Origin of the sequence: Fictibacillus sp. 7GRE50 (assembly GCF_015903875.1) — a bacterium.
GTDB lineage: Bacteria > Bacillota > Bacilli > Bacillales > Fictibacillaceae > Fictibacillus > Fictibacillus phosphorivorans.
In genome coordinates this window covers 1,118,744-1,142,826 of sequence record NZ_JACZDW010000001.1, presented here as the reverse complement: position 1 = coordinate 1,142,826, position 24,083 = coordinate 1,118,744, and the positions used below count along the sequence as shown (strand labels likewise).

Sequence of the window (24,083 nt, the reverse complement as noted above, 5' to 3'; positions counted from 1 at the left end):
TAAAATTCATGAAGCAAAGGGGATTCGGAAGGGATGAAAAAGCAATTATCAGTATGGGGTTTAGCTCTTGGTCTTGCCGTAAGTCCGTTAGCAGCAGGACAAGCATCAGCGGAGGCACCTGTGAATGTTTTATCAACAAAAAAGATGAACAGCATAACGGGCACACCGTCTTTTGTATCTGGAAAACTGTCTGAGGCTTCTTCAAAATCGGCAAAGGATGTTGTATTCAATTACCTTCAAAAAGAATCGAAAACATTTAAATTAGGAACTCAAAAAGCACAGGACTCGTTCAAGGTAAAGTCTGTTACAAAGGATGAGTTGGGCAGACAATTAGTGAGAATCCAGCAAACCTATAAAGGAGTTCCAATTTGGGGCTCGACACAAGTTGCGCATGTTAACGAAAAGGGAGAGCTCGTTGTATTTTCAGGAACGGTTACTCCTGATCTTCAAAGTAAACCAGGGTTAGGGTTCGCTAAAAAGATTACAGCTGCAAAAGCGGTAACAGTTGCTGTTAAAGACCTCGGTTTCACACCGGAATATGAAGCAGATCCAACATCTGAACTGGTTGTGTATACAAATGGAGATAAAGCCACTTATGCCTACTTGGTGAACTTGAACTTTTTATCGCCTGAACCAGGAAACTATAATTATTTTGTAGACGCCGTTACAGGCAAGATCCTGAATTCTTATAACGACTTGGATGAAGCGCATGGTGATCATAAAGCACCGCCAACGGGTGGAGGATCGTTAGTAGGAACGAATGCAATTGGTACAGGGACGGGTGTCCTTGGCGATACGAAATCACTCAACACATTATTATCGAGCGGTAAGTACTACCTGCAAGATAACACACGAGGAAACGGCGTATTTACATACGATGCGAAGAACCGTCAACAGCTACCGGGCACACTTTGGGCAGATGCGGATAACAAGCTGAACGCGACCTATGACAGAGCGGCTGTAGATGCTCACTATTATGCAGGTGCGACGTACGATTATTATAAAGAAGTCTTCAACCGCAACTCGTATGACAATAAAGGAGCAGCATTAAAATCAACGGTTCACTATGGTCGTAATTACAACAACGCGTTCTGGAACGGACAGCAGATGGTCTACGGTGATGGCGACGGATCGACGTTCGTCTCATTATCAGGCGGGTTGGATGTTGTCGCCCATGAATTAACACATGCAGTTACGGATTTCTCATCCGATCTGATCTATCAAAACGAGTCTGGTGCATTGAACGAAGCGATGTCCGATATTTTCGGAACATTAGTCGAGCACCATGAAAATAACAACCCGGACTATGAGATCGGAGAAGATATCTACACACCAGGAACGCCAAATGACGCGCTTCGTTCGATGAGCGATCCGACGAAATACCAAGATCCTGATCATTACTCGGTTCGCTATACAGGAACAGGTGACAATGGCGGAGTGCATATCAACAGCGGTATCATCAACAAAGCGGCATACTTGCTGGCAGTCGGTGGAACGCATTATGGTGTAACGGTTCCGGCGATCGGGAACCAAAAAGTTGGAGCGATCTACTACCGCGCTAACACGGTATACTTAACAGCTTCATCAAACTTCAGCCAAGCAAGAGCAGCTCTTGTTCAATCAGCATCTGACCTTTATGGAGCAACCTCTCCAGAAGTAGCAGCGGTTAAAAAATCGTATGATGCGGTTGGTGTGAACTAAATCAATAAAAATAACCCTGATCTCTGAGTGTGGAGGTCAGGGTTTTATTGTTGTCTATTTACAACCCATTCACCGCCAATTTACCGAGTGGTCCGTTTTCATCTAAGATGTTTTGGAAATCAAAAACAGAGATAGGAAACATGGGAAAGCCATATACATAGGCGGTGATCTCGTATAGCTGAAAATAGATCACGAGTGATTTATCAGCGATATAAAAATCTTGGTCTGGCCGGATGCTTTTGAATGGTTCGAGCGTGTCAATCTGCCTGGCTTTAAGCTGTTCTTTTATATGACGATTGATCACTTCCACATAATTACTTCCGGATTTAAATAGATCTTTTAACTGATACGTTTTTCCTGTAGAAAGATCCCACGTCTCTGATTTGATATAGGTCATTCCATGAGCGGCCATGGGCGTATAGGCAAAATTTAAGAAACCGATGCTCAAGATGTTCTTTTCGTTCGTTTTGACGGCAAACTCCCCATACATGCCTGGACGAGCCTCGGGATTCTGGTAATTCGCGAGCTGCTCGTTGATCTGAACGATTCTTCGGTTTACTTGCTGCTCAATACGAGGATTGATCTTGCTTTCGATCTGCGGGTAGTAAATCTTAATATTGCCAGGTGCATACGTGAGCGTACGAACCAAGACAGGAGGTTGAAAACTGTCCATGCTGTTCACCCTTTCGTGCCGATCATCTCTTCATATTATGCGAGGAAATGCCTGTCTCAGTCTGCGTATATAAAACTTGTAAACCGGTATGTTCTTCATTGTAAAAATGCTAGTTTCGTGTTCTAAAAGCCCGCCTTTTTGTATAAGTTGTATGGTAGATAACAATCTAGGAGGGCATGGGAACGTGAATGTAAATGTAAAGCCGTTGATTTGGATTCTAGCTATTTTTGTCGCTATCATCGTCCTTCTCCCGACGATACTCGTACTACCATTTTCATCAGCACCTCCCCAGTGGAAAGAAGAGAAGGCTGCACGCCCGTCTGAGAGAGTGCTAGCTTTAGAAGTCCCGCATTCAGATATCGTCGTGCCTGTTTTCAGAAAATCGATGGATACGGTGCAGAACATTCCGTTAGAAGAGTATGTAGCCGGAGTGGTCGCTTCTGAAATGCCTGCAGACTTTGAGTTAGAAGCGCTGAAAGCACAAGCGTTAACCGCACGGACGTTTATTGTAAAAGCTCTACTAAACCGTGGCAAAGACGATAGTCTGCCAGAAGGCGCGGTCGTCTCAGACACGGTGATGCATCAAGTGTACAAAGGAAACGAAGAGCTAGAGACGCTTTGGGGGGATGATTTCAACAAAAAGATAGAGAAGATCATCAAGGCAGTCTCTGAGACAAAAGGACAGATTTTAACGTATGAAGGAGATCCGATTCAAGCGAGTTTCTTTTCCACAAGCAATGGCTTTACTGTTAATTCCGAGGACTATTGGAAAAACGAATATCCGTATTTAAGAAGTGTAGAAAGTCCGTGGGATAAAAAAGAGTCTCCGAAATATACAGAGACCGTCCAGCTGCCTGTCAGCACGGTAGAACAGAAACTCGGCGTTTCGCTAACTAAGGATGGCCAGATCGGAAAAGTGGTAGCCACAACGAGTGGAAAACGAATCGGCAAGTGGGCGATTGGTAAAAAAGAGTTCACCGGAAAAGAAGTACGAGAGAAGCTGGAGCTGCGGTCGACGGATTTCCAGATGAAGAAAAAAGGAAAGCAAGTTACCGTGACAACCAGAGGATACGGTCATGGAGTGGGATTGAGCCAATATGGTGCGAACGGAATGGCAAAGGAAGGGAAGTCGTATAAAGAGATCGTGAATCATTATTACAAAGGGATAGAGATAACGGATTATAAACCGATCGCTGACAAGGGGCTCGCGTATCAGCCTCAGTAAATTGTGTGGAAATTGTAGGGGGTCTGACCCGGGTCAGACCCCCTCTTTATCGTTGTTAGGAAACCGCTAGATGTCATAAGGCATTCGGCGGTTTTTTCAATTGTCGAAAGAAATCTTCAAAAAAGTTTTGCACCAAAGTATATATTTTCAGAATTCTGTTCAAACTTGTTGCTGAGGTGATGAAAAATGAAAGAAGAAGAAAAACAAAACAAAAAAACAGTACCGATGAAAGGTAAGAGTGCTATGAAAAAACGTTGGGTTTATCCTGCAGTATATTTAAGCTTTGCAGCAGTCATTTTAACTTCTGTTCTATGGTATCAAAATGATGCGAAGAATACGGAGAATAATAATACTCCAGATAGCGCATTAGAGGACAATGGAGCAGCAGTGCCTGTATCCCTTACAAAAGAAGTTTTCCAGATGCCCGTTTCTGACCCTGAAGCCATTGAAGTGGTAAAAGATTTCTTTAGCCCAGAAGCTCCAGCTCAAGAACAAGAAGCAGCTCTTGTATTCTATAACAATATCTACTACCAAAACCGCGGTATCGATCTAGCGACTGCTGATAACAAAGCATTCGACGTAACTGCAGCATTAAGTGGTAACGTTGTAAAAGTTGCAAAAGATCCTGCACTAGGATTCGTAGTAGAAGTAGAACATGACAAAGGTGTAGTCACACACTACTCATCACTTGCTTCTGTCTCTGTTAAGCAAGGTGACCAAGTGAAGCAAGGCGCAGTTTTAGGACAAGCTGGTGAGAACGCATACGATACTGATGCGAAGATCCACGCACACTTCGAAGTTCGTAAAGACGGAGAAGCAGTCGACCCAGTGATGGCTTGGGACCAATCTGTTGCACAACTTGCAACCGCTGTTGATGACTCTCGTAAAGAGATGAAAAAAGCGGAAGAGAAAAAAGCAGTAGAAGAGCAGAAGAAAGCTGAAGAGAAAAAGCCTGCTGAAGAAAAGAAGCCAGCACCAAAGGCTGAAGACAAAGGTTCTAAAGACACTAAGGACACAAAAGATTCTAAAGGTACAAAAGATACGAAAGACACGAAGGATGGCAAAGATGGTAAAGATGCCAACCGTGAGCAAGAATCATCATCTCAATCAGCCGAAGATACGAATGCTCCTGCAGCAGACGACTCTGGTGCTAACGAATAATAGCAAAAAGGAAGCTGTCTCGTTCAATCCGAGGCAGTTTTTTTATTTTTATCTAAGTTTCAACCATTTATCGGTGGAACATTTCTCTTTTCGGGTGGTCCCGAATGCATATCCGGTGTAACGAAGCAGTTCTCAGGTGGTCACAGAAGTTTTACCGGTGAAAAAGCACGTTTACCGGCGAACGCGTCATACATATAAAAACACGTACCGTAAAAAATATTTCCATCATTCTTATCGATTAAATAACTTAATTTTCCAACTGTTTATGCCGGTTTTTTCACAAATATGGACATTTCCCCTTGTCCCAGTTGAGATTTAGGCATATAACGAAAACTTGGTTAATAAGATGTTACAAAACCTACAATAATTCAATTGAGGGTGAGCGGTGAGAAATCGTACTATGGCTGCGGTGGAAAAAGGGGAATGGAAGCAATACTTATAAGCCGAAGATGACAACGAAACTTGTCACGTAGCTTGTTCATACAAGTCTCTATCGCATCTCTCACATCCATTTTAGGGAGGCGAGTGGTGTGCACGATTACATCAAAGAGCGAACCATCAAGATAGGACGGTATATCGTGGAGACAAGAAAAACAGTCCGCATGATCGCAAAAGAATTCGGGGTTTCCAAAAGCACGGTGCATAAAGACCTCACCGAGCGGCTGCCTGAAATTAATCCAGATCTTGCAAACAACGTAAAAGAGATCCTCGAATACCATAAGTCCATCCGCCACTTGAGAGGTGGAGAAGCGACTCGCGTAAAGTACAAAAAAGGCACAGAGGAAGTTGTTCAGTAAGTTTATGAGAATGAAGGATGTTAGATGAAACAATATTACATTATGTGCCGCATCGTTCCAGTATCAAATAATTAATTTTTGACAATATTTCACCTTGTTCGACAGACTTGTGATATAATGATAAATTGGATAGAACTTCGATTTTTTACTAAAAATGTCATTATATCGTATGGATGTTAACAGGGAGGATATAACATGTTTTCAAGGGACGTTGGAATTGACCTTGGTACCGCTAATGTACTGATTTATGTAAAAGGAAAAGGGATCGTACTCGATGAGCCATCTGTCGTTGCGATCGACACGAATACCGGAAAAGCACTCGCTGTAGGAGAAGAAGCCCGCCGCATGGTAGGCCGTACGCCTGGGAACATCGTGGCGATCCGCCCGTTAAAAGACGGCGTTATCGCTGACTTTGAAGTAACCGAGCAGATGCTGAAACATTTTATTAATAAGATTAACGTAAAAGGCATGTTTGCCAAGCCTAGAATCTTGATCTGTACACCAACGAACATTACGTCCGTTGAACAAAAAGCGATCAGAGAAGCTGCGCAAAAGTGCGGAGCGAAACATATTTTTCTTGAAGAAGAGCCAAAAGTGGCTGCAATTGGGGCGGGGATGGATATCTTCCAGCCGAGCGGCAATATGGTTGTGGACATCGGTGGTGGCACAACTGACATTGCGGTCTTGAGCATGGGAGATATCGTTACGTCCTCTTCTATTAAGATGGCTGGGGACAAGTTCGATACTGAAATCCTTCAATATATTAAAAAAGAGTACAAGCTGTTGATCGGTGAACGTACGGCTGAAAATATTAAATTGAACGTAGCTACCGTTTACGAGCGTGACGAAGAGCTCGAGATCCGTGGCCGTGACATGGTATCAGGACTTCCACGTACGATTACAGTAGGTTCAAAAGAAATTCAACGCGCATTGATGGAGCCAGTGATGGTGATCGTTCAAGCGGCAAAGAGCGTTCTAGAAAAAACGCCGCCTGAATTATCCGCTGACATTATCGACCGTGGTATCATGCTAACAGGTGGTGGAGCGCTTCTTCACGGAATCGACCAGCTGTTTGCAGATGAATTAAAAGTACCTGTATTGATCGCAGAAGAGCCGATGAGAGCCGTAGCGAACGGAACAGGCTTAATGCTTGAACATATGGATAAGATCGCGAAAAGAAAAGTGTTTTAATGAGAAAAAGCCATCCTTCTGGGTGGTTTTTTTTCATTTTTGACCTTTTACTGTAAAGGTATTAGTAAAAATAGCTGAACACAAAGTCGTGAAGGTAACTCATAGAGCTGAAAAAATAAACTGAATATTTAGTTGTAGTCAGGGATAAAGCCTTAATACTTGGGAAACTCGAGGCAAAAATACTATCATATTTTTGTAAATACAATGTTTTACTGATTAAACTCTCTTTAGGAAAAAAGAGATATATTAAGCTTGGGATAATAGTGGTAAAATAAACCATTATAAGAAAATAAGGAGAAGTTCATGAAAACTTTTAAATTAGAAAATATCAAATCCTTTTTGGATTCAGGTGATATTGAAATAAAGCCAATAAGTATTTTTGTCGGTCGGAATAGTTCAGGGAAAAGTAGCTTATTAAGATTTCCAGTTATGTTAAGTCAAACTTTTACAGAAGATATTTTTACTCCTTTTTTATTTTTTGGTAAACAGATTGACTATGGAAATTTCGATGATGTTATTCACAATCATAATGGTGATGAAATAAAATTTTCTTTTGGATTTAGCAAAAAGCAAATAATGGCCCAACCTGTATCTCATCATGCATTGTACCGTACTAATATAACAAGAGATAAAATAAGGGGAATTCTGAGCGATTTGGATGATTACTCAATTGCTGTAACTGTTACAAAACATAATAAAAAAATTGTAGTTAAAGAATTTATATTTAGTAATAATGGATCTAAACTTTTCACAATAATAAGAAATACAAAGAACAAATACAATTTACACCTTCATAAGTTTATAAAAGATAATCAATTAGTAAACTTTCAAAATTCAAATAAAATTGATATAAACATTCGATTCAATAAATTTATTCCACAATTAGAAATATTTAGTGATGGATTAATGGAGCAATTATTTAAGATTAGTGATGTTGATAAATTAATAAATGATGAACTTTTTAATAAAAATTTAATTAGAGACCTCGTTCGAGACTATGATTTTAATAGAATAATTAAATCTTTGGAGGAAGTAGGTTTTGATGACAGGTACAATGAAATATTTAGTAGACAAGAATCATATTTTTCGACAATTATTATTATTGATACCCTATTAAGATCATTGAATCGTATTTTTACTATGTTTTCTAATACTTTATCTTATATTGGTCCTTTTAGAAAAGATCCAGAAAGAATCTATAGAGAATCTGAAAGTAGCTTTATGGATGTTGGTAAAAATGGTGAAAATGCTTCAATGATACTTAGACAATCACAGCAAAGTAAAGATAGATTATTGACTAATGTTTCTAACTGGTTTCAGGATTCAATGGGTTATAAAATTAATATTGAAGAAATAGAAAATAGCAATTTGTTTAAATTGATGGTTTCTTCAGGAAATGGTGAGATAAGTCATAATATTATGGATGTAGGTTACGGCGTGGCTCAGGTTTTGCCCATCGTTACTCAAATTTATTATGAAAATACAATGGATGACGAAATTAGAAGAAATTTGTATAGGTATGGGCGCAAAAAAACTTTTATTATTGAACAACCAGAGCTACATTTACATCCAGCGGCACAATCTAGCTTAGCAGATTTATTTGTTCAGAAAGTTATAGACTCGAAAGGAGTAAATATTCTTGTTGAAACCCACAGCGAACATTTTATTAGAAAATTACAAGTCTTAGTGGCAGATCCTAAAGTAGCATTAACAAATAATGATGTAGGGATATATTATGTTGATAAGATGGAAGGTCATTCAGTAGTAAACAAAATTAATTTAAATAGTAAAGGACAATTTATTGAGAAATGGCCATCAGGATTTTTTGATAAAAGTTTTGAACTGAGTAGAGAATTAATAAGAGTAGCGAGTGTGAATAATAATTATGAGAATTGAAATTACTACATGCCACTCAATCATTGCTCAATGTTTAGAGAATTTAAGTCAATTTGATGTTAGTTCAACAGGGAATTTATTACTCGGAGAGTTGTATAAAAGGAAGTTAGTTATACATGATGACCTTCAGAATCAATACTTTGATTACTTCGAAAAAGAAAGACCTGATTTATGTGATATGTTTATAACTTTATTTCAAACATTGGTTAGCCAACAAGACAATGTTAAGATAATAGAGTCATATAGCAATAAAAATTTAACTTCTAATGCATATTACAATACTTTACTTGGGATTAGTAATGTAACTGAAGATAAAATACTTCTTAGTAACTGTACTGCCAAAGATTTTTGTGAATCAGTTTCAAGTAATTCTATTAACAAGTTAAGTTCTAAAGATGTACTGAATCGAAGTAACAATAATTTATTAAATAATTATAGATTGCCAATCATAAGAAAAGTTATTAGGGCAAACCAATCTAGTAACGATTTAAGTAACTGGCTTTCTAGATTCTTAAATAATCAAGATAATTTTATTATTATTGATAACTATATTTATGAAAATCGAACTCAGTTTTTGAAATATTTTTTAAGTAACGTTAAGCCAGGCGCCTATATCCAAATATTCACAATGATTAATAAGGGGAATAATGAATCTAAGTTGAAATCAACATTTCAAAGTGCCCCCTTTAATAAATGGAATTTTAAAATTCATATTGTTACAAGAAAAGTAGATCAGCATGCACGAGACATAATTACTGATCAATATTATATAGAGATTGATAAAGGAATGATGGTATTCGGGCGAAATGGTTTAACTCATCAAGCTAATATTACTATTACTTACAAAGAAGATATACAAGATGATACCTTGCCGCCGGCTAAGGTAGTATCTTAATTTGAAATATCCTAAAAATCCTCATTGCTCCAAAAGAGGATTTTTTTAATTAACCTTGAAAAAATTCTAGATTATGTACGGTAAACTGATAAAAATCAATCATTTTATAACAGGATTCCGTCAATTTTTGCAGAAATCTATTAATAATTGTAAAAAACTGTCGATACAACGGAAGAGACATTTTGTGTCCAGATTACAAATACAGGAGGAATACTCCGTGTTAAGAGGCTTTTATAATGCTGCAGCTGGCATGCTGGCACAGCAGCGCAAACAAGAAATTTTAACAAACAACATGGCGAATGCGAATACGCCTGGATATAAAGCGGACAATGCGAGTCTCCGCACGTTCCCGACGATGCTGCTTCAGCATATGGGAGAGACGGAGATGAACGGAAAGAAGCTGCCGAACAACTACCCGATCGGACCAGCGGCACTCTCAACAGGTGTTTACGTTCAGGAAACTGCACCTAACTTTTTACAAGGTGACATGCGCGAGACGGGGATAAAAACGGATATGGCGCTTCTTCAAGGACAAGTTCCACTTGACCCCGAAACAGGTAAGCCCGGCGGTCTGTTTTTTAGATTGAACGTGAACGGTGAAGAACGCTTTACGAGAAACGGTCATTTTTCAGTGGATGCAGAAGGTAGTCTTGTAACGCCGGAAGGAAATTATGTGCTTGGAACCGATGGTAACCGAATCACGGTGAGAAGCGACAATTTTACAGTGAACAAAGACGGCACGGTGCTCGATAACGGTGCAGTTGCGGGGCAGATCGATGTTGCGTACATCACGAACCCTAACGATCTTGTAAAAGAAGGCTCAGGGTTATTCAGACTGAATGGGAACGGGGATGCGCCGAGTGCTCTTGGGAATCCGAACATCACGTACAACGTGCAGCAAGGTTTTGTAGAACGTTCGAACGTGAACACGGAACAGACGATGACAGAGATGCTGACGGCTTATCGTGCGTTTGAAGCCAACCAAAAAGTACTTCAAGCCTATGACCGTACCATGGAAAAAGCATCGAACGAAATTGGCCGAATCGGCTAGGGGGATCAAAAATGAACCAGTCTATGATTTCAGCAGCAGTAACGATGGGGCAGCTGCAGCATAAGCTTGATGCCATCTCAAATAATATGGCGAACAGCACGACGAACGGATATAAAAGACGCGAGGCGCAATTTTCGGATATTCTTTTTCAGCAGATCAATAGTGAAGCACTGAATCCGACTGAAGCGGGCCGACTAACGCCCAACGGAATTCGACTGGGCAGCGGAGCGCGTGTTTCTTCAACTGCACTTAGTTTAGAAGCGGGCACGCTGCAACAGACTGGACGACTTCTTGATGTAGCGCTCACACAGCCTAGCTTTTATTTTCAGGTTTCTGGCGTGGATAACAACGGAAACGAAACGCAGCAGTTCACAAGGGACGGCGCGTTCTATTTATCACCGTCTGCTATCAACCCGAATCAGTTGGAACTTGTTACATCAGAAGGCAATAAAGTAATGGGTGTAGACGGACCGATTACGATTCCAGCTGATCATAGCAAAATTACCATTGGACAAAACGGCCAAGTTTCGGTAACGTTAAATAATGGAGCGATTGTTGAATCAGGACAGCTAGCGATTGTGAACATGGTTCGGCCGCAGTTGATGGTATCTGTCGGGCAGAACTTGCAAGCGCCACAGGACATTCCGTTGAATCAACTGATAGAGGAAGTAAATGCTGGAGCAGGTAACTTCGTTCAGCAAGGGGCACTCGAATCCTCGAATGTAAACATTTCCACCGAGATGACGGAAATGATTCAAACACAACGTTCTTATCAATTTAATGCGCGTTCTCTTACAATTGCTGACCAAATGATGGGGTTAGTAAACGGGCTTCGCTAAATGAGGTAGGTTTGTATGACGAATAAGATGCAAGAGTTGAATAAAAACGAAAAACCGAAAACACAGCGTTACCAAGAAAAAGAAACGTCTACTAAAGAAGAGAAGAAACAGTGGTACCAACGCCGAACGAAAAGAAGCTTTCCGATATGGCTTCGTCTTCTGCTCCTCGTCTGTGGAATCATCGTCTGCTTTGCTGTTGGTACGATGGTTGGCTATGGCGTGATTGGTGACGGCAAACCGATGAACGTGTTTGAAAAAGAAACATGGACACACATCATCGACCTTGTAGAAAAAGATGGGTAAAGATATAATAAAAAAACAATGACAATGAATGTAGTCATTGTTTTCTTTTGATGTAAAATTAGTACCAGGTAACAATACCAAGTATAATAAAAATAGATTAGAAACAATGAGTGAAAAAAGAAAGGTGATGTTTGTATATGTTAACGATCGAAGAAATCAAAGAAATCATTCCGCACCGTTATCCGTTCCTGCTGATTGACCGCATCTTAGAAGTAGAAGAAGGAGAGCGTGCTGTCGGAATTAAGAACGTTACAGCGAACGAAGAATTCTTCAACGGTCACTTCCCGGAGTATCCGGTTATGCCAGGGGTATTAATCGTGGAAGCACTCGCTCAAGTAGGTGCAGTCGCGATGCTGAAAAAAGAAGAGAACCGTGGACGCCTAGCATTTTTTGCAGGCATCGATAACTGCCGCTTTAAAAAGCAAGTCGTACCAGGCGACCAGCTTCGTCTAGAAGTTGAGATGACACGTGTGCGCGGTTCGATCGGTAAAGGCAAAGGGATCGCAACGGTTGATGGCCAAGTAGCCTGCGAAGTCGAGATCACCTTCGCACTAGGCAAATAAAAAACCACAGTGGGGTCTGACCCCACACAATTATCATAAAAGCTTGAAATAGAGCATTCCCTTAGGGTGTATGTCCTATTTCAAGCTTTCTTTTTATGCTATTTTAAATTTGAGCTTCAAAATATGGCTGCGAAGGAGAGTAAATCATGATGATGAATTATGAATATATCTTGTTTGACTTAGACGGCACTCTTTCTGATCCTAAAATCGGTATCACAAAATCTGTTCAGTTTGCCTTGAGAAGAATGGGCATTACAGAAGAGAACCTTGATCACTTAGAATCTTTCATCGGACCACCACTTCAACAATCTTTCCAAGAATTCTATTCCTTTAATGAAACGCAGATCCGAACAGCCATCACGTACTATCGTGAAAGATTCAAAGACAAAGGCATGTACGAGAATACACTTTACGAACATATCCCTTCACTTCTTCAAGAACTGAGTGATAATGGCCATACATTAGTTGTCGCAACCTCTAAACCTACCGTATTTGCTGAAGAAATCTTAAAATACTTCAACATCTACCACCATTTCGACCTGATCGTTGGCAGCAATCTCGATGGAACACGTACGAGTAAAACGGAGATCATCCAGCACATCCTTCACCATTACAGCGATCAACCAAAGGAAACGTTCATCATGATTGGTGACAGAAAGCATGATATTATCGGCGCACATAACACAGATATCGATTCAATAGGCGTTACATACGGATATGGTTCAATGGAAGAACTTACAGTGGCAAAACCTACTAATATTGTTAAAACTGTCTCAGAATTAAGGGAAGTATTATTGAAAAACACAACTATTCAAATCAAGAGCTGAAAATAATAAAAATATGGATTAAGTGTACTTCTGAAAAATACACTATTCCTATATGTCCACATAAGAAAATCACTGTAAAATATTACGGGGTAATTCCTTTTATATCCGCAGATAAGCTTAATAAATCCGGATTTAAGCTTAATAATTACGTGTATAAAATGATTTATCCGATTTTCGACATGTTTCGCTATCAATCTGTTAGCTAACATCAAATATTCTAAAGACCTTACAATAAAAGAACACATCAAAAAAACCTGGAGCCCTCTCCAGGTTTCACATATTCCTATTTCGCCCTCGCCACAATTCCATTATGCACCTTAATGTAACCGTGTCGTAGAATGTCCAGACCATTTTCATGCAGATAGAGCCCCATCTGCTCTAACGTCATCAGCTCCCGATACGTATGATTCATTACATCAGCCATGATCTCGTAATATAGCTTGGAACGCATTTGCGCACGAGGTGTCGTCATCACGATATAGCCACTTGGTTTCAAGAATTTTCGATGCCACTCAACGACTTCAGCTTTCATAGCGTCTGGAAAATGCTCTAACAACCCGACACTGAGCACGATGTCGAACTCTCTGCCATAGGGAAGATTGCGAATATCATCCACAACATACGAGATATTGAAGTCATTTTTATAATAAACTTTGTCTCCACCTGTTCGTGAATTTTTCCCTAAAAACGGATAAGACTCAGGAAACTCTGCGAACCGTGTATCTCGGCAGAACGGATCATAATCCACCATCACTATCTCACCATCAGGGTACATCGCACTTAGCTGCATCGCCTCATAGCCTTCAGCTGCACCCAAAAATAGAATGCGAGGTTTCTTAACGTCCAGTCCCTCGAACAAAGCTCTCTTTCCGCGCGGATCCCAGATGCCGTCTTGAATACGGTGCACATAATTCCAGAGGTGGATCCGCACGTAATCACCAAGTGCCGTTTTTACTTCACTAGGCTTGAAGCTTGTTAAACTTTTAAAAAATGCGCTCTTTTTATCCCCAATCTCAGTGGGTACATCCTTAGAGAACCATTCGTGAAAGGACTGGTTGAACATCGTCCAGGATGTGTGGACCGGGAGCATCTCGCCGTGCGTCTGTTCCCACTCTGTTTTTTCTTTTGAAAAAGAAGTCACCTCATACGGCTTACCAATGTCTTTCCAAGTCACGGTGGACCAATCGTTCACTGTATTTACTTTTACAAACTTTTCATATTCTTTTCTGTCTCTATACTGTCGCAGATCCATTCGGTATGACGGTCTCATTTCCGTTTGGCCAAACGTTTTTTGGTGCTGAACCGCTGTTTCAAGCATGATACGACCTCCTTAAAAAGGATTTTTTATAGATATTCAAAGAAAGAATGTAAAATCCTTTAAATCCTAACATTTCGCTTCAACGTGATAAAATAGAATAAAGAAAACAGGGAGGAAAATGGAGATGAAGATTATTTTTATCGGTGACAGCATTACAGCTTCAAATAAAAACACAGACGCAGATCGACTGGGTGACGGTTACGTTCGCATGATTAAAGAAGTCTTGCCAAAGGAAGTAACAGTGATCAATAAAGGTGTGAATGGACATCGCGTGACAGACCTCGCTTTTCGGTGGCAGCGAGATGTAATTGATCTTGAGCCTGATCTGCTATCTGTTTCCATTGGAATCAACGATGTGTGGAGACAGCTCGACAGCCCTCAATTGGAGCAGATCGATGTTACTCAGTTTGAAGAGGTTTACCGAGGCTTGTTATCTCAACTTTCAACAAAAACAAAACTTGTCTTAATGGAACCTACGATTATAAAGGAAAACACAGAATCTCAAGGAAATCAGCTGTTGATGCCGTACGTGGAAGTGGTCCGAAAGTTAGCAAAAGAATTTAAAGCCATGCTCGTACCTACACATGATGTTTTTATCAACCATTTAATCAAAAAGCCAGATGTGTCCTTAACAACAGATGGTGTACATATGAGACGCAAAGGTAACGAACTCATGGCAAAAACGTGGCTGGAAGCGGCAGAATCACTTGTTACCCAATAAAACCGAACAGGAGTTACATAGATGGCAAACACATTACTAACCTTCTTTAACGAGATACATCGAGATGCATTAAACGCGTTTTATTTACCTCAGGAACAAGAAAAATTCACGGCCATGCCGAATGATGCTTTAAAGAAATGTGAAAAAGATCAGGGGCGTCATCCTGTAGTTATTGAGGATGACAACAAAACAGTCGGCTTTTTCGTACTGCATAAGGGTGAGAACATTGGAGATTTTACCGCAAACCCGAACGCTATGGTCATTCGTGCTTTATCCATCAATCACCCTGAGCAAGGAAAAGGGTACGCAAAAGTTGCGATGTTGCAGCTTCCTCTGTTTGTTTCCAAACACTTTCCGGAAGTAAACGAGCTCATTTTAGCCGTAAACTTTAAGAACGATTCTGCAAAAAAGCTTTACGAAAAAGTAGGTTTTGTAGATCGCGGTCAGATCAAACCTGGTCCAGTCGGGCCGCAATATGTGCTGCATTATGATCTATAATTATTAAGCTAATATAAAGCTGATTTTAGTATTGTAAAGTCTCCGTTATGACTTGGTAAATTGCGTCTTTTCGGGTTTTTTTCATGATATATTCTGAACAGGGACAAAGAAATCCCATACTCATGCAAAAATCATAATGAAAATCCGAAGGGAGCAATTGAACAATGAGCAAAACGTTTTTGGCTAAAATCGGAGCATCTCTTTTGGCAATATTTTTGATCACTGCATGTAGCAACTCGGAAGACACGAACACGGATGAAGAAACAAACACAGAAGAAACAGAGACTCAAGATGAAGAAACAACGACCGATGAAGAAGGTTCTACAGAAGAAGAAACTTCAACAGATGAGGAATCAACAGAAGAGTCAGCTGAATAAGATAAAAGAAGTGCCGGGCCTCTACCTACCAGAGAGGACCCGGCTTTTTGTTGTTTGAAGTAATTTGACATGGGGCGAGCAAATTTAACTGCAAGGTGCGTGCATCTTATACAATTTCACGGTACGTGTTTTTTTATATATTACACGTTCGCTCAAACATGACCGCTTTTCGCTCCAAACATCTCTTGTTCCGCTCCAATTAACCATCGTTTCGCTCAATAAACCCCTGGTTTCGCTCCATAACCCTCAGATTTCACTCTTGACTTAAAAAAACAAGTAAACAGCTATCAACTTCATATTTCCAAACCCTCTAACGCCTTGGAAATGTCGAAAACATAAGAATATTTAACTATTTATAAACAGTTTTATCAGCCGAACGGCTCATTTCCAAGAAAAGAAAACATGGCATAATAAAAGGAATGAAAGCGTTATCTTAAAAGCATTTGTGCAAACGCTTTCGCTAATTTGCACAACAATAAAGGGGGAAATGAAGTGAGGAAAATGAAAACTCGCAACACGGTTTCTTGGTTATTGCTTTTTACGCTTATTTTGCAAACGTTTGCATCTGCATTACTCATACAACCTTCTTCAACAAAAGCTGTGGAGCGCAACGTAACACTTGTCGGAGATCTACAATCTGAACTTGGTGGTTCTAGTGACTGGAACCCGGCTGACACTGCTACAAAAATGGAACAGCAACCGAACGGAAAGTACAAGCTTACAGGAAAACTTCCAGCTGGTTCCTATGAATACAAGGTTGCGATCAATGGTTCATGGGACGAGAACTATGGAGTGGATGGAAAACAAGGTGGGGATAACTACAAGTTGACGATCGACACGGAAAAAAAAGTTACATTTGTTTATGATGACACGACTCACAAATTAACGATTTCAGAACCACTTCCTGCTGAGAAAACACCTCGAATCGTAGGTGACATTCAGCCGGATATCGGAGCAGGTGGCGAGTGGACACCCGGTGAATCGACCGCACTATTGCAAGATGAAGACGGTGACAACATCTATACGTACACCGCACAAGTGCCAAAAGGTAAGCACGAATTTAAAATAGTGCTCGGCAACAATTGGGATGCCCAAAATTACCCGGCAGACAACATGAAATTGAATGTACTGAAAGACACTGAGATCACGTTTTTTTACAACCATGACACAAAAGAAGTGTACACGAACTATGACGCGGGTCTTCCGGATGGCAGCGTGAACGCAGGCAAGCTTCACCATGACACATGGAACGAAGCATTTCGTGCGCCGTTTGGAGCGATCAAAGCTGGACAAGACGTAACACTGCGCCTGCAAACGAAAAAGGGCGACCTGACTGGCGCAAAGCTATATCTTCGTAACTATAACTCAGGTAATACGACGGTAAAAGATATGGTGAACGCTGGCTGGACGACAGTGGACGGCGAAGACATCGAGCTGTGGGAAGCTACGGTTACACCTGAAGAAAAAGGGGTGTACGGCTATAAATTCACCGCGCGTGATGGAGATGCGGTAAAAGAATACGGAGAAGATATTGGTGAGGGTGGAAAAGGGGCAGCAGCCGATACGAATGCCGCTCTATTCCAGATGACCGTATACGACCCGTCTTATAAAACACCTGACTGGATGAAAGAGTCTGTTGTATATCAGATTTTCCCTGATCGTTTTTATAACGGAAACAAAAAGAACGACAAAGCAAAAACAACAGCACGTGGCACTGAACCGATCGAGCACCGAGATTGGAATGAACTGCCGGACAACCCTCGTCAAGCAGAAACAGAAGGCTATGATGGAGACGAAATATGGTCGAACGACTTCTTTGGTGGCGATATTGCGGGTATCCAGAAGAAATTAGACTATATCGAGTCACTTGGGGTAAATACGCTGTATCTAAATCCAGTTGCACATGCAGCATCCAACCATAAGTATGATGCGACGGACTATAAAGCGATGGATCCGATGTTTGGGTCACCAGAAGAATTTAAGGCTTTTACAAAAGAACTGAAAAAACGGAAGATGCACTTGATTCTTGATGGTGTATTCAACCATGTTGGAGACGATTCGATCTATTTTGACCGATACGGCAAATACAAAACGGTCGGGGCGTACGAATATTGGGCAAGCATCTATGACCTGATGAGTTCAAAAGGTCTGACAGAAACAGAAGCAAAAAAACAAACAGAAGCAAAGTTTAAGAAAGAAGGACAAGAGTTTAGTTCATACGGGTTTCATAATTGGTTTAACATCGAGAACGAAAAAGTGAACGGCGTCTATAAATACCAAGCATGGTGGGGCTTTGACTCACTTCCTGAGATCAAATCGATTCCTGGTGAAGCGGTAGACTATGATTCTGAGTTGAACAACAAACCATTCGCAGACTATATCATGTACGACAAAGATTCGGCTGCAAAATCATGGTTAGATCGCGGTGCATCAGGCTGGCGATTGGACGTTGCGAACGAAGTAGATACAGAGTTTTGGAGAGAGTTCCGAAAAGAGCTGAAGGAAGGCAAGAAAGATGATCCGTTAATTCTAGGTGAGATCTGGGATGACGCATCTGAATACTTCCTTGGTGATCTGTATGATTCTGTGATGAACTATCGTTTCCGCGGGGCGATGATCGATTACTTGAAGAACGGTAACGCAGAAGGCGCAGAAAACCAGATGAACGCCGTGTTTGAAGATTACCCACAAGAAGCGTTTTATGCGTTGATGAACTTGATGGGCTCTCATGACACACCTCGTGCAGCGTTTATACTTGGAAACGGAACAGATTCTTACGAGCGTGCTGAGCTGGATCCAAAATATGACCACGAGCTAGGTGTGAAACGACTGAAGCTAGCGGCAATCTTACAGATGGGCTATGCTGGCGCACCAACACTTTATTATGGAGATGAAGCAGGCGTTACGGGTTCTAAAGATCCCGATGACCGAAGAACATATCCATGGGGTTCTGAAGACAAAGATCTTGTAAAGCATTATCAAAACATCGGAAAAGTGCGTAGTGATTACCATGATCTCTTCAGCTATGGTGAACTTCACCATCTATACGCTGAAAAAGATGTGCTCGCATACGCTCGTACAGATAAGAAAAATGCAGCCCTTGTGATTACAAACCGTGGTAACGAATCTAAGACTGTTGAACTGGACGTGAAGATGCTGATCGTAAACAACGTGAAGCTAACAGATCAGCTGAACAAAAAATACAAAACAGCTGTTAAGGATGGAAAGCTATCGGTAACTGTGCCGGCGATGAGCGGTCGTATGCTCGTTTCGGACAAGCACCAGAATTTGAAAGCGCCAAAAGCTGTTAAATACGTAAAAGCTTCAGAAAGCAGTCACTCTGTTTCTCTTTTCTGGAAAGGTGACGCAAAACGTTACGCAATCTATCAAACCACGATCTCTGGTGCTTTTTATGAAAAGGTAGCAGAAACGAAAGGTAACTCAATCAAAATCGATAACCTAGACAACGGACGCAAGTATTATTTCGCGGTCGTTGCAATTGATAAAAACAATAACGAATCGATGAAAACAGAATCAAAAGCCGCAATTCCGCATGTGGAGTTAAAGAACGGAAACTATAACATTTCAAATGTAACAGCGTTAAAGAATGGCGTGATTGACCTATCTAAACCACAAACGGTTTCAGCAGATATCAAAATTACAGGTGAAACAGAGACAGAACTTGCAGAAGGATTACAAGCTGAGCTGCAAGTAAAAGAGCCAGGTAAAACAAACTGGACATCTCACAAAGGTACGTACACCGCTCAAAACGGAGAATTTAACACGTTTAGCGGAGAGTTCTTACCGTTCAAAGAAGGAGCGTATCAGTATCGTTATGCGTTCTCAACCGATTTAGGCAGAACGTGGGTCACGAGTGAAACAAAGACAGTTACGTTCACAAAAGGGGATGACACGACTGCTCCTGCAACATCCGTAACATTAGAAGAACCAGCGCAAGAATCAGGCCAAGTGAATCTGAAGTGGTCTGTAGAAGGAGCGAACGAACCTTATTTGTTCACGATCGTTCGTGATGGAGAAGTTATCGACCAAGTCCTTGATACAAGTGCCACAACGTACAAAGATTTGAACGTAACAAACGGAAAAGTCTATAGTTACGAAGTGCACATCTTCGATAAAGCCGGTAACAGTGTGAAGTCGAACGCCGTTCAAGTTACGCCTGACCTTGTAATGGTAAAAGTCACAATGAAAGTGAATGCACCTGCCTATACACCACAAGGCGTCGATATTACGATGCCAGGCAGCAAGAACGGCTGGAATACAGGTGCGTGGAAGATGACGCGTGGCGGCGCCGTAACGAACGATTATGAATATACGTTTGAAGCGCAAGAAGGCGAAGTCATCACCTACAAATACGCCAAGAATAGCTCTTGGGATCAAGAAGGACTTGCTGACCATACACCGGGTAATCCGAACGATGATGATGTAAGTTATTACGGATACGGTGCAACAGGAACTGACTTGAGTTTTGTCGTCACGAACCAAGGCGGCAATGCGATGGTCGTTCAAGATAAAATTTTACGATGGATCGACATGCCGGTTGTTGTGACCTCTCACACAGATGGCCAGACAGTAACATCTGATACGATTACCTTAAAAGGGAACGCCATCAAAGAGGGTGTGATGACGATCAACGGTCAGCCGGTTACGATCAATGATGACATGACGTTCTCACACACGGTGAATTTAAGTGCAGGAGAGAACAAGCTGAACATTCATATCGAACCGTCAGAAGAGAATAAAACGACTATTTTCAAAAATGACGGCGGAGCGATTGGAAAGAACACGAAAGATATTGTGATGACGATTAATAAGAACTAGAAAAAAATAGATGCCACTGAGAAAAAGTTCGGTGGCATCTATTTTTTTGTCGAATTTAATAATAAAATAATAGAATTTTCAAACATTTTACTGTAAACGTTTTCATATTATGATAATGTACGAGTTGCAATATACAAATAATTGTACAAGAGTGATGATATGGAAATCTTTGAACCTTTGTATTCAAAAAAAGTACTTGTTCTTCAAAAAATAGCAGAAGAATTACTTTTTGTTGATGTAAATGAAAGAATCCCTAAGATTGGTGAGTTAGCTGATAAGTACCAAGTTGGAAGGGGAACGATTCAAACGGCATTAAAAAATCTTGATTCTGTCTCCTGCATTAAATTAGATTCAAGGGGACATTTAGGAACATTTTTAAGAGCAAAAGATATCTCGTGTCTTTTGAAGTATGCCGGAACTTCCAGAATCATAGGAGTTATGCCTCTTCCTTACTCTAAAAAGTATGAAGGGCTTGCCTCTGGTTTTAATTCAGAATTTGAAAAGTTAGATCTGAATCTTAACATTGCATTCATGAGGGGAGCAAAGCTCAGGCTAGAAGGAGTAAAAGAAGGAAGATACGATTTTGCCCTAGTTTCTAAATATTCAGCGCTTGAAGCGATTAAGGAAAACAAAGAGTTAGAGATTGTTTTAAGATTTGGAACAGGTACGTATGTATCGAAACATGCTGTGATTTTTGCTGATGTTAACAACAAAGAAGTAAAAAGCGGGATGAAAATTGGTATTGATTCTTTCTCAACAGATCAAAAAACATTAACGATGGCTGAAACGAAGGATCTAGATGTAGATTACGTTGATCTTAACTATATGCACCTTTTACAGCACTTAAAAGCAAAATCTATTGATGCTGCGATTTGGAACACAGATGAGATTGATTTAGAAATGTATCACACGTCTCCTCTTTCCTCTACCCTTGCAAAAAAAGAGGAGCTGCAAATTACGGAAGCTGTCTGTGTGATTCGAAAAAATAATAAAAAGTTAGAGTACATGCTCAATCTTATATCGATTAACCAGGTGATAGAAACACAGCGAAAAGTGGAAGAAGGAAAGCGCATCCCAAAATATTAAATGCTTTCTTATAAAATCAAAATACAAAAAACTGTACATTGAAGGTGAATGAAATGCAGGCATTAGAAACAAGACTGCAAATTTTAAAATCAGCCGACAGCATCACGAATAAGGCTGAAACGATTTGCAAAAAAACAATAGACAAATTTGTAACACCAGAAAATGAAAACAAATATACCATGTTGATTACTCACTTGGCTATGGCAGTTACTCGGATGGAAAGAAGAGAGAAACTATATCCTCCGCCAAAAGAAATTATGAATGAAATACATTCGTCTTTATGTATTGAGGAAGCCGATCTGCGTGTGAAATGGATTGAAAAAGAGTTGGGTAGCTCAATACCAAAGGAAGAAAGAGATTTTTTATTAATGCACTTTGTTACTGTATTATCCGCTTAAAAATATAAAGGAGGAATTATTGTGAAGATTGTTGTTGGAGGCCAGGTAGATAAGGCAGAAATTGAACAGCTTGTAAAAAAGTGTGGAGGTGATTCTGTAGTAGTCATGGTTAAGAATGATCTAGATGCCGCTATGTTAATTAAATCTGGAGGTGCTGATTATTACGTTGGAGCTTGTCATACAGGAGGTGGAGGAGCACTCGCCATGGCTATAGCACTTTTAGGAAAACAGCAATGTGCAACAATTTCTATGCCAGGTAAGCCGCCAGTAAAAGAAAAAGTGGAAGAAAGCGTGAGCAGTGGTGCTAAGGCATTTGGATTTACAGGAGACCACAAAGAAAAAGCAGTTGAATTTTTAATGGATGCACTATTGAAGCAGCAAGTGTAGAAAGGGTTAACCATTTAGGGGGAGGGTTTTGGGATGTTAGAAATTATTTTGATGGCATGTATTGGTGGTTTAGCTGCTGTTATGGCGAACTTAGGAATAGCCGTTTTCAACGATGGTCTCCGTCCTATTGTTCCGGAAAACTTAGAAGGAAGAATGAGTCGTAAAGAGTTAGGTGTAACAGCTTTTGCAATGAGCTTTGGTCTTGTAATCGGATTCGGTATTCCGATCTCAATCGCAGGAAGTATTATTCTAATCCATAGCATCCTGCTTGGAACTGATATTATTGGTCTTACTTTTCAAAGAGGAAAAGTTTACGCCATTGTTGCAGGTATAGTAGGAGCTCTTTATGGAGTAGGGATTTACCTTGGTCTTCAGGCGGTAGTGGATGCATTCAAGTTGCTTCCGTTGAATTTCGTAGAAGGGTTCAACAAAGTAGGTGAACCTGTTGTTGTTGCGTTTATGGTATTCCCGGCGATCGCGATCGCACTTCAATTTGGTATTAAAAAAGGTATTATCACATTTTTAGCTGCAGCAATTGCCCGTCAGCTTATCGTATTTTCAAACACAGAACAGCTTCTCAAAATTGATGGATCACCGGTTGTATTGAGCCCGGAAGGTATCGCACTAGTTGTGGGGATGTTCTTCTTGATTGGATTTGCAGTTCGTGAAAAGTCTGATGAACAGAACCTGTCAACGCTTGCGACCCTTTTTACCGAACGTGTAGCCAAAATTAAAAAATATGTGTGGGTACTTATGCTGAGCGGTGCATTAGTTGCTGCAGCTACAAATCTATTATTAATTGCAGGTGACCCAATCTCACTAAACCTCCTAGCAGAAGGGAAGATTTCTGAAGGTGGAATCGCTTCATTAGCTAAAGCGATTGGATTCGTTCCCCTTATTGCAAGTACAGCGATTGCAACAGGAGTTTATGGGCCAGTAGGATTCACCTTTGTTTTTGGAGCAGGAATCTTCACGCCAAATCCGCTCATTGCAGCAATTCTTGGTGCAGTGATCATCTTTGCTGAAGTTATGCTTTTAACACAGCTAGCGAAACTATTAGACCGCTATCCAGGTATCCGTGCATCTGGAGAAAATATTCGTACGGCGATGACACGCGTGTTGGAAGTTGCTCTCTTGATTGGTGGAGCGAACGCGGCAAATGCAATCGTGCCTGGTTTTGGTTTCTTTGCTATCGCAGGATTCTATTTACTAAATGAAGCTGCAGGTAGACCAATCGTTCGAATGGCAGTTGGACCTGTAGGAGCAATAGCTGTTGGTATAATCGGAAATCTTCTGGTGCTATTAGGACTGTTTACGCCCCCGGCTGGTTAGGAGAG

The 24,083-nt window shown here is 40.7% G+C and carries 22 protein-coding genes; 20 read left to right on the top strand and 2 right to left on the bottom strand.

Going from position 1 to position 24,083, the window contains the following annotated elements; genetic code table 11:
• Window positions 1–33: 33 nt before the first annotated feature.
• Entirely contained in the window at window positions 34–1,701 is a 1,668-nt protein-coding gene (locus tag IHV12_RS05565; protein WP_197190154.1) for a M4 family metallopeptidase, read from the top strand.
• A 58-nt stretch (window positions 1,702–1,759) separates the two neighbouring features.
• Here IHV12_RS05565 and IHV12_RS05560 read toward each other — a convergent pair whose 3' ends face one another.
• Complete coding sequence (locus IHV12_RS05560) at window positions 1,760–2,374, bottom strand: DUF3298 and DUF4163 domain-containing protein (protein ID WP_197190153.1); 615 nt, start codon at window positions 2,372–2,374, stop codon at window positions 1,760–1,762.
• 184 nt (window positions 2,375–2,558) lie between these two features.
• Here IHV12_RS05560 and spoIID point away from each other — a divergent pair, with 184 nt between their 5' ends.
• The 11 genes from spoIID to IHV12_RS05505 all read left to right on the top strand — a co-directional run bounded on the left by spoIID (window position 2,559) and on the right by IHV12_RS05505 (window position 13,122).
• Entirely contained in the window at window positions 2,559–3,599 is a 1,041-nt protein-coding gene (spoIID, locus tag IHV12_RS05555; RefSeq protein ID WP_370568770.1) for a stage II sporulation protein D, read from the top strand.
• Window positions 3,600–3,785: 186 nt separating this feature from the next.
• A complete protein-coding gene (locus IHV12_RS05550; protein ID WP_197190151.1) occupies window positions 3,786–4,760 on the top strand; it encodes a M23 family metallopeptidase in 975 nt (324 codons plus the stop codon).
• 530 nt (window positions 4,761–5,290) lie between these two features.
• Window positions 5,291–5,557, top strand: coding sequence for a sporulation transcriptional regulator SpoIIID (spoIIID, locus tag IHV12_RS05545; protein WP_007203593.1), 267 nt, complete (start codon window positions 5,291–5,293; stop codon window positions 5,555–5,557).
• Between the two features lie 195 nt (window positions 5,558–5,752).
• Window positions 5,753–6,748 (top strand): rod shape-determining protein, encoded by a 996-nt coding sequence (locus tag IHV12_RS05540; RefSeq protein ID WP_197128328.1) that lies wholly within the window; start codon window positions 5,753–5,755, stop codon window positions 6,746–6,748.
• Window positions 6,749–7,051: 303 nt separating this feature from the next.
• Complete coding sequence (locus IHV12_RS05535) at window positions 7,052–8,644, top strand: DUF3696 domain-containing protein (protein ID WP_197190150.1); 1,593 nt, start codon at window positions 7,052–7,054, stop codon at window positions 8,642–8,644.
• Window positions 8,634–9,539, top strand: coding sequence for a hypothetical protein (locus tag IHV12_RS05530; protein WP_197190149.1), 906 nt, complete (start codon window positions 8,634–8,636; stop codon window positions 9,537–9,539). Before IHV12_RS05535 ends, IHV12_RS05530 begins: the two co-directional genes overlap by 11 nt.
• A 217-nt stretch (window positions 9,540–9,756) precedes the next feature.
• Entirely contained in the window at window positions 9,757–10,590 is an 834-nt protein-coding gene (locus IHV12_RS05525; RefSeq protein WP_197190148.1) for a flagellar hook-basal body protein, read from the top strand.
• An 11-nt stretch (window positions 10,591–10,601) separates the two neighbouring features.
• Window positions 10,602–11,429: a flagellar hook-basal body protein gene (locus IHV12_RS05520; protein ID WP_197190147.1), complete on the top strand. Its 828-nt coding sequence runs from the start codon at window positions 10,602–10,604 to the stop codon at window positions 11,427–11,429.
• A 15-nt stretch (window positions 11,430–11,444) separates the two neighbouring features.
• The gene (locus IHV12_RS05515; RefSeq protein WP_231619488.1) at window positions 11,445–11,732 is read left to right on the top strand and encodes a DNA-directed RNA polymerase subunit beta; all 288 of its coding nucleotides are present in this window, start codon (window positions 11,445–11,447) and stop codon (window positions 11,730–11,732) included.
• Window positions 11,733–11,869: 137 nt separating this feature from the next.
• The gene (gene fabZ / locus IHV12_RS05510) at window positions 11,870–12,295 is read left to right on the top strand and encodes a 3-hydroxyacyl-ACP dehydratase FabZ (protein ID WP_066398842.1); all 426 of its coding nucleotides are present in this window, start codon (window positions 11,870–11,872) and stop codon (window positions 12,293–12,295) included.
• Window positions 12,296–12,444: 149 nt separating this feature from the next.
• Window positions 12,445–13,122, top strand: a complete 678-nt coding sequence (locus IHV12_RS05505; RefSeq protein WP_197190373.1) for an HAD family hydrolase — start codon at window positions 12,445–12,447, stop codon at window positions 13,120–13,122.
• Window positions 13,123–13,405: 283 nt separating this feature from the next.
• On the opposite strand, the gene IHV12_RS05500 is transcribed toward IHV12_RS05505, so the two are convergent.
• The gene (locus IHV12_RS05500; protein WP_197190146.1) at window positions 13,406–14,440 is read right to left on the bottom strand and encodes a class I SAM-dependent methyltransferase; all 1,035 of its coding nucleotides are present in this window, start codon (window positions 14,438–14,440) and stop codon (window positions 13,406–13,408) included.
• 124 nt (window positions 14,441–14,564) lie between these two features.
• Here IHV12_RS05500 and IHV12_RS05495 point away from each other — a divergent pair, with 124 nt between their 5' ends.
• From IHV12_RS05495 to IHV12_RS05460, 8 genes are all read left to right on the top strand, one after another.
• Window positions 14,565–15,161 (top strand): SGNH/GDSL hydrolase family protein, encoded by a 597-nt coding sequence (locus tag IHV12_RS05495; protein WP_370568769.1) that lies wholly within the window; start codon window positions 14,565–14,567, stop codon window positions 15,159–15,161.
• Window positions 15,162–15,182: 21 nt separating this feature from the next.
• Entirely contained in the window at window positions 15,183–15,659 is a 477-nt protein-coding gene (locus IHV12_RS05490; protein WP_197190144.1) for a GNAT family N-acetyltransferase, read from the top strand.
• 164 nt (window positions 15,660–15,823) lie between these two features.
• On the top strand, window positions 15,824–16,036 hold the full coding sequence (locus IHV12_RS05485; RefSeq protein WP_197190143.1) for a hypothetical protein: 213 nt from the start codon (window positions 15,824–15,826) through the stop codon (window positions 16,034–16,036).
• A 501-nt stretch (window positions 16,037–16,537) separates the two neighbouring features.
• Complete coding sequence (locus tag IHV12_RS05480; RefSeq protein ID WP_197190372.1) at window positions 16,538–20,875, top strand: alpha-amylase family glycosyl hydrolase; 4,338 nt, start codon at window positions 16,538–16,540, stop codon at window positions 20,873–20,875.
• A gap of 159 nt (window positions 20,876–21,034) precedes the next feature.
• Window positions 21,035–21,961: a GntR family transcriptional regulator YhfZ gene (gene yhfZ, locus IHV12_RS05475; protein ID WP_231618400.1), complete on the top strand. Its 927-nt coding sequence runs from the start codon at window positions 21,035–21,037 to the stop codon at window positions 21,959–21,961.
• Between the two features lie 53 nt (window positions 21,962–22,014).
• A complete protein-coding gene (locus IHV12_RS05470) occupies window positions 22,015–22,359 on the top strand; it encodes a PRD domain-containing protein (RefSeq protein ID WP_197190142.1) in 345 nt (114 codons plus the stop codon).
• A 21-nt stretch (window positions 22,360–22,380) separates the two neighbouring features.
• Window positions 22,381–22,746, top strand: a complete 366-nt coding sequence (locus IHV12_RS05465) for a DUF2620 domain-containing protein (RefSeq protein WP_197190141.1) — start codon at window positions 22,381–22,383, stop codon at window positions 22,744–22,746.
• A gap of 33 nt (window positions 22,747–22,779) precedes the next feature.
• Window positions 22,780–24,078 (top strand): YhfT family protein, encoded by a 1,299-nt coding sequence (locus IHV12_RS05460; RefSeq protein ID WP_197190140.1) that lies wholly within the window; start codon window positions 22,780–22,782, stop codon window positions 24,076–24,078.
• Window positions 24,079–24,083 lie beyond the last annotated feature (5 nt).